Annotated in this window: 9 protein-coding genes; 7 read left to right on the forward strand and 2 right to left on the reverse strand. The window is 46.2% G+C overall.

The window, feature by feature from the left end; genetic code table 11:
• The first annotated feature begins 33 nt into the window (after positions 1-33).
• The 5 genes from CCC17_RS05745 (at position 34) to CCC17_RS05765 (ending at position 7,630) form a co-directional block, all read left to right on the forward strand.
• Positions 34-1,014, forward strand: a complete 981-nt coding sequence (locus CCC17_RS05745) for a LacI family DNA-binding transcriptional regulator (protein ID WP_287082695.1) — start codon at positions 34-36, stop codon at positions 1,012-1,014.
• Between the two features lie 543 nt (positions 1,015-1,557).
• A complete protein-coding gene (locus tag CCC17_RS05750) occupies positions 1,558-3,477 on the forward strand; it encodes a PTS beta-glucoside transporter subunit IIBCA (RefSeq protein ID WP_015526747.1) in 1,920 nt (639 codons plus the stop codon).
• Position 3,478: 1 nt separating this feature from the next.
• Positions 3,479-4,906 (forward strand): glycoside hydrolase family 32 protein, encoded by a 1,428-nt coding sequence (locus CCC17_RS05755; RefSeq protein ID WP_015526746.1) that lies wholly within the window; start codon positions 3,479-3,481, stop codon positions 4,904-4,906.
• A gap of 369 nt (positions 4,907-5,275) precedes the next feature.
• On the forward strand, positions 5,276-5,518 hold the full coding sequence (locus CCC17_RS05760) for a GIY-YIG nuclease family protein (RefSeq protein ID WP_015526744.1): 243 nt from the start codon (positions 5,276-5,278) through the stop codon (positions 5,516-5,518).
• 297 nt (positions 5,519-5,815) lie between these two features.
• Positions 5,816-7,630: a leucine-rich repeat domain-containing protein gene (locus CCC17_RS05765; RefSeq protein ID WP_015526743.1), complete on the forward strand. Its 1,815-nt coding sequence runs from the start codon at positions 5,816-5,818 to the stop codon at positions 7,628-7,630.
• 168 nt (positions 7,631-7,798) lie between these two features.
• Here CCC17_RS05765 and trhA read toward each other — a convergent pair whose 3' ends face one another.
• Entirely contained in the window at positions 7,799-8,464 is a 666-nt protein-coding gene (gene trhA, locus CCC17_RS05770; RefSeq protein ID WP_015526742.1) for a PAQR family membrane homeostasis protein TrhA, read from the reverse strand.
• Positions 8,465-8,815: 351 nt separating this feature from the next.
• Between trhA and ppk1 the strand changes: the two genes are divergently transcribed.
• Together ppk1 and CCC17_RS05780 are read left to right on the forward strand one after the other, a co-directional pair.
• Positions 8,816-10,924, forward strand: coding sequence for a polyphosphate kinase 1 (ppk1, locus tag CCC17_RS05775; protein WP_278655240.1), 2,109 nt, complete (start codon positions 8,816-8,818; stop codon positions 10,922-10,924).
• Positions 10,925-11,037: 113 nt separating this feature from the next.
• The gene (locus CCC17_RS05780) at positions 11,038-11,586 is read left to right on the forward strand and encodes a stage V sporulation T C-terminal domain-containing protein (RefSeq protein WP_195657214.1); all 549 of its coding nucleotides are present in this window, start codon (positions 11,038-11,040) and stop codon (positions 11,584-11,586) included.
• A gap of 76 nt (positions 11,587-11,662) precedes the next feature.
• Here CCC17_RS05780 and CCC17_RS05785 read toward each other — a convergent pair whose 3' ends face one another.
• Positions 11,663-12,226: a M15 family metallopeptidase gene (locus CCC17_RS05785; RefSeq protein ID WP_022426131.1), complete on the reverse strand. Its 564-nt coding sequence runs from the start codon at positions 12,224-12,226 to the stop codon at positions 11,663-11,665.
• Positions 12,227-12,267 lie beyond the last annotated feature (41 nt).

Genomic DNA, 12,267 nt, shown 5'->3' on the forward strand with positions numbered 1-12,267 from the left:
ATATAACAGGACAAAAGAAGAGGTACATAAGTTATGAACATTAATGAAATAGCCAGGCTTGCCGGAGTTTCCAGAGCTACGGTATCCAGATATCTGAATAATGGATATGTCAGCAGTGAAAAAAAGGAAGTCATCCGCAGGGTGATCCAGGAGACAGGATATCAGCCATCCTCCCAGGCACAGACACTGCGGACCAAAAAAACCAGTCTCATCGGTGTCATCCTTCCAAAGATCAATTCAGATACCATAAGCCGTGAGGTGACAGGGATCAGTGATATTCTTACACGGAGAGGATATCAGCTTATTCTGGCCAATACCAATAATGATATGGAAGAAGAGCTGAAATACCTTTCTCTGTTTAAAGAACGTCAGGTGGACGGAGTGGTTTTTATTGCTACCATGTTTACCAGAAAGCATAAACAGATGCTGAAGGATTATAAGGTACCGATCGTGATCCTGGGACAGCATCTGGACGGATATCCATGTATTTATCAGGATGATCATAAAGCAGCTTTTCAGGTCACGGAGAAGCTGGCGGAGAAGGGGAAAAAGTTTGCCTATATCGGCGTTACAGATAAGGACGAGGCAGTTGGTGCCTGCAGGAAAAAGGGTTTTATGGATGCTATCCATAAAGCTAAGCTGGAGGTCGTGCCGGAGAGGATGAAGATCGGAAGCTTTACCATGGATTCCGGGTATGAGATGGCGAAGGAGCTTTTTGAGGAGGAGCCTTCCATAGATTCTCTTGTGTGTGCTACGGATACTATGGCGGTGGGAGCCATGACTTATTTGAAGGAGATCGGGCTTCGCATTCCCGAGGATGTTCAGATCGCAGGGATTGGGGATGGAGTTCCGGGTAAGATCGTGGAACCGAAGCTGACAACGGTACATTTTTATTATAAGACCAGCGGAATGGAGGCAGCAGCCATGCTGGCTGATCTTATTGAGAACGATACCGGGATCAGCAAGGAAATAAAAATGGGATGTGAGCTTGTGGAACGGGAATCTCACAGGTAACAGAGAATATCCTCGCAGACAGAGGAAGAAATTATAAGTTATTGTGGAACAGGAGCAGATCTTTTGGGAGAAAAAGACCTGCTTCTTTTTTGTGTGGTGCTGTGTTATGGCTGAGCAAACACAGAAAAATGCCAGATTTTTTCTGCGATACCTTGACTGGTTTGTCTGTTTTGCATCTGTTCTTATGGAATATGTACAATTTTGACCGAAGAAATTTGTGCGATGTTGCGGATTTACAAATAATAATGCAGTAGTTATAATACAAGTAAGATATGAGAACGATTCCACATAAGAACACAAGCAACGACATAAAACAAACCATTGAAAAGTGCTAAAATCATCAAAAAACTTAAAAAAATGGAAAGATTACCGTTCCTTGTATGAATGGATGTGTGAAATCAATCTCATAAATAAATGAAAAACAATGGATCAGAGATAATAAATCCCGGAAAGCTGAAGAAAGAACAGACAGATCTGATCCGAAGAAAGGGAAAGCAGAAAGAGATGACTGTCCGGGAACAGTAGCAGAAAAGGAGGAAGGACATGGATTACAGAAAGACAGCACAGGAAATCTATGATCATGTAGGAAAGAAAGAAAACATCATTTCCGCGGCGCACTGTGCAACAAGGCTTCGTCTGGTCATTGCGGATAATGACAAGGCGGATAAGGAATATGTAGAGAACATCGACGGTGTGAAGGGCGTGTTTTTCGCACAGGGACAGATGCAGATCATCCTGGGAACAGGAGTTGTAAACAAGGTTTATGATGAATTTATCCAGATCGCCGGAATATCAGAGAGTAGTAAGGATGAGCTTAAGAAGGTGGCAGCATCCAAGGCTAATCCAATACAGAGACTGATCAAGACACTGGGAGATATTTTTGTCCCGATCATCCCAGCTATCGTAGCCAGCGGATTTTTGATGGGAATCATGGAAGCCCTGAACTTCATGGTAAACAACGGCTTCCTGAATATTAACACCAATGGTTCCATTTATGTATTTGCACAGCTTTTCAGTAACACAGCGTATACATTTCTGCCGATCCTCATCGCTTACAGCGGTGCGAAAGTATTCGGCGCCAACCCCTACCTGGGCGCGGTTATCGGTATGATCATGATTCATCCGAATCTGCAGAACGCTTGGACCGTCGCAACAGAAGGCGTACAGGCAACACAGAAAGTATGGTTTGGACTTTACTCCATTGACATGGTCGGATATCAGGGACATGTAATCCCGGTTATCATTGCAGTATGGGTACTGGCACAGATCGAGAAGAGACTTCATAAAGTTGTACCGGCAATGTTCGACCTTTTTGTAACACCACTTGTCAGTGTTTTTGTAACTGGTTATCTTACACTTTCCATTATCGGACCGATCTTCGTAGCTGTTGAGAACGGACTTCTGGATGGAATCCAGTGGCTCATCGCTCTGCCGTTTGGAATCGGAAGCTTTATCATGGGTGCTTTTTATGCACCGACAGTTGTTGCAGGTGTTCATCACATGTACACCATCATTGACCTTGGACAGATCGCCAAATTCGGCGTTACTTACTGGCTGCCACTTGCATCCGCAGCCAACGTTGCACAGGGTGGTGCAGCTCTTGCTGTAGGCCTGAAATCCAGAAATCAGAAGATCAAATCCATGGCTGTTCCTTCTGCCTTAAGCGCATGCATGGGAATCACAGAGCCGGCAATCTTCGGTGTAAATCTTCGCTTTGGAAAGCCGTTTATCATGGGCTGCCTGGGTGGTGCATGCGGAGCACTTTTTGCCTCCATCACCAGTCTTGGTGCTACAGGAACAGGCGTTACCGGTATCTTCGGAATCCTGCTGTGCCTGAATAATCCAGTTGGTTATATCCTGATGTTTGCCATCGCATTTGGTGTGGCTTTTGTGCTTACCTGGATGTTCGGATATAAGGATGAGGTACAGGAAACAGCTGAAAAAAATATTGAAGCAGAGAAAAAATCAGATGCTCCGGCAGAAATTGCCCAGGAGAAAACTTCAGAGACAGGTGCACAGACCCTCTACAGCCCGCTTGAGGGAACTGCGATCCCGCTTTCAGAAGTAAAGGATGCAACCTTTGCATCTGAAGTCCTTGGAAGGGGCATGGCAGTGATTCCGTCCAAAGGTGAAGTAAAAGCACCCTGTGACGCTACGGTTTCTACAATTTTTGACACAAAGCATGCCATCGGGCTTGCAACAGAAAGTGGTCTGGAGCTGCTGATCCATATCGGCGTTGACACCGTTGAACTTGGCGGTAAATTCTACACCGCTCATGTAAAGGACGGTGACGTGGTCAAAAAAGGCCAGACACTGATCACCTTTGATATGGATGCTATTAAGGCAGCCGGCTATGATGTGACCACACCGCTGATCGTAACCAATACCGATGATTATGAAGAAGTAAAAATGCTTGCAGAAGGAATAGTAAATAATGGTTCTGAAGTACTGGAGGTAAAATAAAATGAGTTCTCTGACCAAGGTCCTTGCAGAGGAAGTGCGAAAAATCGAGGAAACGGTAGCAGTTGCCAGGACGATGCAGACAAACCGTCTGACCCATCATCTGATGCCGCCTGTGGGATGGCTCAATGACCCGAACGGATTATGCTGGTACAAGGGAAGATATCATGTGTTTTTCCAGTATTCTCCGTTTGAGGCCAACGGTGGACTGAAATTCTGGGGGCATTACTCCAGTGAAGATATGATCAGCTGGAGATATGAAGGGGTTCCGCTTCTGCCGGACAGCATTTATGACTGTCATGGTGTTTACTCAGGCTCTGCCATTGCGGAGAAAGATAAGCTTCATCTTTTCTACACAGGAAACATCAAGATGGATGGAGATTATGATTATATCAATAACGGAAGACAGTCCAGCACTCTTCATGTGGAGAGTGCGGACGGCCTTCATTTCGGAACAAAGGAGGTTGCAGTTTCCTGTGAGGATTATCCGGAGAATTACACCTGCCACATCCGTGACCCGAAGGTCTGGAAGGAGGGGGAAGAGTACCGGATGATCCTTGGCGGCCGTCAGAAAAGCGACCAGGGCGCCGTACTTTTTTACAGATCCGAAGATCTGAAGAACTGGAAATTTGACAGTGAGCTTACTACGGAGAAGACATTCGGATACATGTGGGAGTGCCCGGATTTTTTCACTCTTGAGGGACAGGAGGTGCTTTCTGTATCTCCCCAGGGACTGACCAGAGAAGAGTTCCGTTTTCAGAACATCTATCAGTCCGGATACTTTATCCTGAAGGATGGAAAGCCGGAGGAAAAAGCTTTCCGGGAATGGGACCACGGCTTTGATTTCTATGCACCCCAGACATTTCAGGATGGAAAGGGCAGACGGATCCTGATCGGCTGGATGGGAATGCCGGATGCAGATGAGGAGTATGTGAATCCTACAGCAGAGAGCGAAGGCTGGCAGCATTGCCTGACTGTTCCAAGGGAAGTTACGTATAAAAACGGAATGCTTTATCAGTATCCAGCGGAAGAACTGAACGGGCTGAGAAGGGCTGGCGTTTCTGTCAGCGGTTCCAGTGCGGAGATTCCGGTGAATGGACCGTTTGATCTGGATGTTCAGGTAAAAGGTGAGCAGGGTAAAGTGAGCCTTGGGGAAAATCTCTTCCTGGAATATCAGGACGGAGATATGATCTTAACTCTCTCCGAGAAGGCCGGTGCCGGACGTAAAGTACGTAAAGCGCATGTTCCGTCCGGTAGGATCGAAAGCATCAGAGTTCTTGCGGATACTACAGCTGTGGAAATCTATGTGAATGGCGGAGAGGTTGTTTTCTCTTCCAGATATTATCCGGAAACGCAGGAGCAGGCTGTGAAGGTGGAGGCTGTGGAGTGTGATGGGAAGATTTATGTGCTGAAGAATTATGTGATGGAGTAGGCAGAGCTTATTAATCGTGAAATACAGCAAGATCAGAATACAAATACCTATAGAGCAGCTATGCAGTGAATTTCATATTCACAGAAATAAGAAATGACCGTATAATAAAGCAGGTGGGAAAATCCGCAGCCGGAATCCCAGCCTGCTTTATCTTTGTTATAAGTGAAATACATGAATTGTGCCGGCTGCTTGAGTATAGAAGGATGGCTGCTGAAGAAATGCTGGTGGCTGTCTTTACATAGAAGGAAGGATATCAGCTGCCGGGATATCGGTCTTACAGGATGACAACGATCTGCGAGGATACTACCGGAAATATACTGGTGTACTGGCATTACATTGCCGAAATTTTTTACAGAAGAGGAAACGGACATGAACTATACATACATCGTACAGTGTGCGGATGGCACGCTCTACACCGGCTGGACAAACTGCCTTGTCAGGCGGATGAAAGCCCATAATGAAGGCAAAGCAGGCGCCAAATATACCCGGGCCAAAAGGCCGGTGAAGCTGGTGTATTACGAAGGCTTTGCCACAAAGGAGGAGGCCATGAGCCGGGAGTACCGGATCAAGCAGCTGACCAGGGAGAAGAAGCTGGAGCTGATGAAGTTTTGAAACTGTCGGAAATCTTTTCAATTCCGGATGCAGACTCGTCACTGGAGCTGAAGGCAGTCATGCTGAATATCAATAAGAGTAGTTCAATAAGAGCGAAAAGTTCTGCACGATACCAATACCAGAGCTTTTCGCTCTTTTTTTGTATACACGGCAGGCGGACAGCTGCAACGGAGGCAGAAAAAGACGCTTTATGATAATAAAAATCAAGTATTTGGAATTGTGCGAATATTGTGAACATGGTAGAATAAACACAAAAATCAAAGAACTCAGTCAGCTGAGAAGAGGAAAGGAAAGAGGATGAAAAAGACAAAAGATTTTTGTCTCTGGCTTATGTGCTGTTTTCTGTTTCTGGGGTTATTTTGCGGAACAGAGGTTTTTGCAGCAGTTCAGGAGGGTAAGCCAGGAGAAACATTTTCCGGGGAATATGCAGTTATCATTAACACAGATACCACAAATCCCGGAAATACGGGAACCTTGCAGTTTGACGGGACATCGGCACAGGCGGCGGACTCTGAAGCAGAAGATTATGCAGTCGTGCAGGGTGGAAGCAATGCATCGGCGCAGGCGGCAACAGAGGGAACTGCGGGAGAGGCAGCAGATGTGGGGCAGGTACAGAGTTTGGAGGATGATCAGCTGCAGGCATACATGCAGGATGACCAACCGATGCTGACTGCTGTACAGGCTGCGGCGACCACCTATCAGGTAGGTGAAAAAAAGTACATCTATAGAACTAACGGCCATGATACATATGGAAAAACATATGTATGCATCGGAGTTGGGGAACACTGCTATGTGTGGATGGATGAGACCCTGAAGGCAGATTACGATACCGCAGGGAAAACATCTCTGATTGCTGCGGATATGGCAGCTGTCTACGATGGTCAGCCTTACCGTATCCTTAACCAGCTCTGTGCAGGTGATTTTCCGGCACAGGATGGCTCAGGCAAGCTGTCGATCCTGCTGGAGTCTTTAAGCAGCGCCAGCGGTATGTATATGTATGATGAGGGGATCACAGCGATCCATATCAACACACCGTCAGCATCCTCTTATGTTTCGGGGGAGATGTCAAAGCGAAATGGCCTTCTTGTTCATGAGGGACAGCATGCAATCCTCTGGCTGAAAACCGGATTTATGAGTACCGGCAGATATTCGTGGCTGAATGAGGGTCTTGCAGTGGCCGTCATGGACTATCTCTGGGGAGGAACGGACAGCAGCGGCTGGCTGAATGGTATTGGAAGTAATACGGCTATCCGTTCAGGAGCTTCGCTGATCTACGAGAATTACCGGGATGACAATGCACAGGACTATGGAATGCCGTATCTTTTTGTAAGATATGTTATCGACCGGATGGCAGGAAGCTATCAGCCTATGAAGGTGCTTCCAAAGTTTTATACGATCGATGCTTCTTCTCTCAGCTGTGAGCAATATCTGGAGAAAGTAACCGGAGTTTCTTTTAAGGAGCTTATGGCGGATTTTTATACGGCAGTTGCAGCCGGTGAGAGCTCCGGTAAATACAGCTTTTACGGGGATACCATTGCTGCGGCAAAGGCAGCGACATTTCCGGTTTATGCAGGGGACAGCAATGAAAACCATACATTGCCGGCAGCATCGGACGTTTCAGAGACACCGGATGATCCGGAAACACAAGATACATCAGAAATACCGGAAGAAACAGAGCTTCCAGAAAATGAAGAAGCGGACATTCCGCAGGAAATGCTCCCGGATGATCAGGAAGACCAGCCGGAAGCAGCATTTGAGGAGAACGCAGCATCGGAAGATATGGAAACAGAAACCGATCCGGCAGAAGAAAAGAGCGGTTTTTGTGGAGCGGAGGAGAATACTGTATCCTGGAGCCTTGATGAAAACGGAGTTCTCGAGATCGCAGGACAGGGAGCCATGAATGAATGGCAAAATGAGGAAGAAGTCCCCTGGAACGGATACCGTGACCAGATAACAGAGGTCCGGATCGAGGAAGGCGTTACCAGCATCGGAGCCTATGCATTTGCAGACTGCGAAAAGCTTGTAAAGCTTGATATTGCGGACAGTGTTCAGACTATAGGTGCATTTGCATATTTTAACTGCAGTGGTCTTTCCACACTGACCATCGGCTGAGATCATCGGGATCACAGGCTGGATCAGGCATAATAAGAAGCCCCGGAACACGAGGCAGCTTCAGAGAAGTTATAACTTCGACTTCCTGAGGTCTGTCCGTGTTCCGGGGCTTTAAGTTTTTAAGGTATCCGAAAGGTGAGATTGTTATCTAGCTGATCACAGAGTAACTCAGTGGATCGCCATACCGGCTACAAAGAAATACATTACAACAAAATGGCACACACTTCCCAGCATCACAAAGACATGAAATACTTCGTGGGAGCCGAAATTCTTATGCTTCGCATTGAAGATCGGAAGCTTCAGCGCATAGATCACACCGCCGATGGTATAGATGATACCGCCGGCAAGGAGCCATCCGAAGCCTGCACGGGGCAGATTGTGGAAGATCGGAACAAAAGCAAGTACACACAGCCAGCCCATTCCAATGTAGATCACAGAGGAAAGCCATTTCGGGCAGTTGATCCAGCAGCCCTTGAGGATCATTCCGATGATGGCAACGGTCCATACGAGAGCACAGAGGATATAGCCGGTGCGTCCGTGGAGAACGATCAGGCATACAGGAGTGTAGCTGCCGGCGATCATCACGAAGATCATCATGTGATCCATTTTTTTTAGACGGCGGTTTACCTTGGCTGTGGAGTTTACGGAATGGTAAAGTGTGCTTGCCAGGTAAAGAAGGATCATGGTAAGGATAAAAACACTTACTGCAAAAACATGGAGAACATCTGCGCTTCTGGCCGCTTTCACGATCAGCGGAGTGGCTCCGACCACGGCAAGAAGCATGCCGATTCCGTGGGTTATGGCGCTTCCCGGATCTTTTAATTTAAATTTCATATAAAAACACCTCCTGCAAAAAAAATCTGCTGTTTATATCATGTGGACAACTTCAAGATCGGTTCATCAATGACGGATCATTGCGACAGTTTACGATGTAGTAATGTAGAAACTGATAAAATAACATGTAGTATTTAAAACTACATATCAAGTATACGAATACTATACCACTATTATTCAAAAATGCAACCCCTATTTTCGAAAAAAATTTTATCAGGATTTAACAAAGCCTTGTTATGGAATAAACATTTGATCAGTATACTTGTATGCAAACCGCGAAGATAGGGCATTCATGAACATGCAGTCAGGCAAAATCTGAATGCTCGCTTGATACGATACGGATAATTACAGATAAAGTCGGCCGAAAAAGAAAAATATATGGCGACGCAGGAGGAAAAAATGGCAGATACAATATACATGAACAGGGAATTATCCTGGCTGAAGTTTAATGAAAGGGTACTTGAGGAGGCTGAGAATCCGGAAAATCCGCTGTGTGAACGTCTCACATTTGCTTCCATCTATCAGAGCAACCTGGATGAATTTTATATGGTACGTGTGGGATCTCTGGTGGATCAGATGCTTCTGGCAAAGGATATCCGTGAAAATAAAACCAATATGACGCCGGAGGAACAGCTGGATGCGATTCTTGCCAGAACAAAAAAACTGAACCGGAAAAGAGATGTGGTTTATGAAGAAATCATGGAAAATCTGGAACAATATGGCATACATATGCTGAATTTCCATAAGATCGAAAAAGAGGATCGCAATTATCTGGAACGCTATTTTGAAGCAGAGGTTGCTCCGGTTATTTCTCCGTCTATCGTCGGAAAAAGACAGCCGTTTCCATTTCTCCGGAATAAGGAGATCTATGCGGTAGTAGTTCTGGAAACAAAAAAAGGAAAAGAAAAGCTGGGTATCATTCCGTGCAGCAGTGCAGGTATCCAGCGTCTGATCCCGGTTCCGGGAAAAACCGGTACCTACATGCTGTCTGAAGAGCTGATCCTTCACTTTGTTTCAAAAATCTTCAAGGGCTATCACATCAAGGCAAAATCCCTGCTTCGTATCACCAGAAATGCGGATATTGACGCAGATGCTCTTTATGATGAAGATCTGGATTACCGTGAGTTTATGGTAGAGCTGATCAAGGCAAGAAAGAAACTGGCGCCGATCCGTCTGGAGCTGTCAAGAGAAATGGACGGAGATGTTGTTGAAACACTTTGCGAGTATCTGGAAGTGGACAAGAATTATGTGTTCCGGGGAGATATACCGCTGGATCTTTCTTTTGTATTCCAGATCCAGGACGGCCTGAGAAAAAGAACAGAGCTTTTTTATGAAAAAAGAATTCCTCAGAAATCGCCTCTGTTTAACAGTCACGAACCGATCCTTGACCAGATCGCGAAAAAGGACCGTTTTCTTTCCTATCCATATGAAAGCATCAAGCCGTTTCTTACAATGCTCCATGAGGCTGCCAATGATGAGGATGTAGTTTCCATTAAGATGACACTCTACCGTGTGGCAAAACAGAGTAAGGTTGTGGAGGCTCTGATCGAAGCAGCAGAAAACGGAAAGGAAGTTTTCGTTCTGGTGGAGCTGAAGGCGCGTTTTGATGAGGAAAACAATATTGGATGGTCCCGGCTCCTGGAGGATGCGGGCTGTCACGTGATCTACGGTCTGGATGGTTATAAGGTACATTCCAAGCTTTGCCAGATCATGAAGAAAAAAGATGGAAATGTGGAATATTATACACAGATCGGAACGGGAAACTACAATGAAAAAACAGCTCGTCTGTATACAGATCTTTCTCTGATGACTGCGGACCCGAAGATCGGTATGGAGGCGGCCAGAGTGTTCCAGGCACTGGCAATGGGAGAAACCGTTGAAGATATGGAGTATCTTCTTGTGGCACCAAGATGTCTTCAGAACAAAGTGCTTGCCATGATCGATGAGGAGATCGAGCATGCGAAGGCCGGAGAACCGGCATATATTGGCTTGAAAATGAATTCTCTGACAGATAAACGTATTATGAGCAAGCTTGTAGAAGCATCCTGTGCAGGAGTACACATTGATATGGTGATCCGTGGTATCTGCTGTCTGATCCCGGGAGTGAAGGGACAGACAGAAAATATCCACATTATCAGTATTGTAGGACGTTTTCTGGAACATTCCCGCATTTATATTTTCGGAACACAGGAGAGAGCAAGGATCTATATTTCCTCTGCGGACTTTATGACAAGAAATACTCTTCGTCGTGTAGAAGTTGCGGCACCTATCGAGGATCCGGATATCCGTATGCAGATCCAGGAAATGTTTGTGACAATGCTCAGTGATAATCGAAAAGCAAGGAGCATGAACAATAAGGGAATTTATAAGATCGAACCATCCGATAATGCTCCGCTTAATTCTCAGGAAGTATTTCTGCAGCAGGCATACGACAATGCGGCTCCTGCGACAGATAAATAAGAGATTTTTATGCATATTTCTCCCAGTTTTTCGCATAATAACCATATGAAAAACAAATAGTTAACATAACATTGACGTACAATGAACAGAAAATACAGGAGGAATTCAGGAAGATGAAAGCAACGGGAATTGTTCGCAGGATCGATGATCTGGGCAGGGTTGTGATTCCAAAAGAGATACGAAAGACACTGCGGATCAAGGAAGGAACGCCACTGGAGATTTTTACAGACAGGGAAGGACAGATCATCCTGAAAAAATATTCGCCCATTGGAGAGCTGAATACGTTTGCTGCGGAATATGCGGAAGCGCTGGTACAGACTACCGGACTGACTGCCTGTATTACAGATCGTGATCAGGTCGTGGCGGCATGCGGCAGCGGAAGCCGGGAACTGGAAGGAAAAGAGATCAGTTCTGATCTGGATGCAGTCATTGCCGGCAGGAAAGGCAGAATGGTCAGTCAGGACAGCAGGGAAAATATATCACTCATTTCCGACGCTATGGATTCATTTTGCCAGAAAATGATACAGCCGATCCTGTGTGCGAGTGACGCCATTGGAGCAGTGATCCTTCTGACTAAAAGTGAAAAAACAGCACTGGGAGACACAGAACGTGCCCTTGTCCGCACAGCAGCCGGTTTTCTTGGCAGACAGATGGAGCAGTAAACGTGCATCAGATGTACAGAAAAATGTGTGAAGATCAAGATATAAACATCAGATGCAGATGCCAGGAGGCAGCAGATCAGGGAGGGTGCGGGCACCGGGAAGGAAAACTGTGGTATTCTTCCAGAGTCAGATTTGTGATGGTGAGCCAGGAAGCCAGAGGTTTGGTCACATAGCGGATGTGCCAGGGCTCGTAAGGGAAGCCGGTGATCTCCTCTCTGTTTTTGGGATACCGGAGGATGAAACCATAGAGCGGAGCGTTCTTTTTCAGCCAGCGGCCTTCTCCTGTTGCGGAAAACCTTTCGGAGAGCTCCATATGGATGGAAGGACAGGAGACATCCAGAGCAAGTCCGCTCTGATGCTCGCTCGTACCTGGCCTGGCAACAAAAGGGCTTTCCGTAAAGAGCTCCTTCTGTCGCTGGTAGGAACGATATCCGGAAACTGCCCACAGGTTCAGACCACATCTGTGACAGGCATGAAAAAGCTGAGAAGCCGCTTTTGCAGCCTGGTATTCCAGAAGCCGCTTCGAATCTCCCGGCGCTGCTTCAAATGGAAGTCCGATATCGATGAGATGCTCCGGCACAAAGGCTTCCGGCAGAGGATGCTCCCTGCTGATCAGCCGGGTATAAAATTCTCTGTGCAATAAAAAACCCCCTTTCCTTATCCATAAGCTTATGATAAGAA

The sequence above is a fragment of the Blautia sp. LMAG:36 genome, from assembly GCF_008680535.1.
GTDB classification, from domain to species: domain Bacteria; phylum Bacillota; class Clostridia; order Lachnospirales; family Lachnospiraceae; genus Blautia_A; species Blautia_A fusiformis.

Bases quoted from the DNA above. Each gene is read 5' to 3' on its own strand.
- CCC17_RS05745 (WP_287082695.1), top strand. From the start codon at position 34: ATGAACATTAATGAAATAGCCAGGCTTGCCGGAGTTTCCAGAGCTACG.
- CCC17_RS05780 (WP_195657214.1), top strand. From the start codon at position 11,038: ATGAAAGCAACGGGAATTGTTCGCAGGATCGATGATCTGGGCAGGGTT.
- CCC17_RS05760 (WP_015526744.1), top strand. From the start codon at position 5,276: ATGAACTATACATACATCGTACAGTGTGCGGATGGCACGCTCTACACC.
- CCC17_RS05765 (WP_015526743.1), top strand. From the start codon at position 5,816: ATGAAAAAGACAAAAGATTTTTGTCTCTGGCTTATGTGCTGTTTTCTG.
- CCC17_RS05750 (WP_015526747.1), top strand. From the start codon at position 1,558: ATGGATTACAGAAAGACAGCACAGGAAATCTATGATCATGTAGGAAAG.
- CCC17_RS05755 (WP_015526746.1), top strand. From the start codon at position 3,479: ATGAGTTCTCTGACCAAGGTCCTTGCAGAGGAAGTGCGAAAAATCGAG.
- trhA (WP_015526742.1), bottom strand. From the start codon at position 8,464: ATGAAATTTAAATTAAAAGATCCGGGAAGCGCCATAACCCACGGAATC.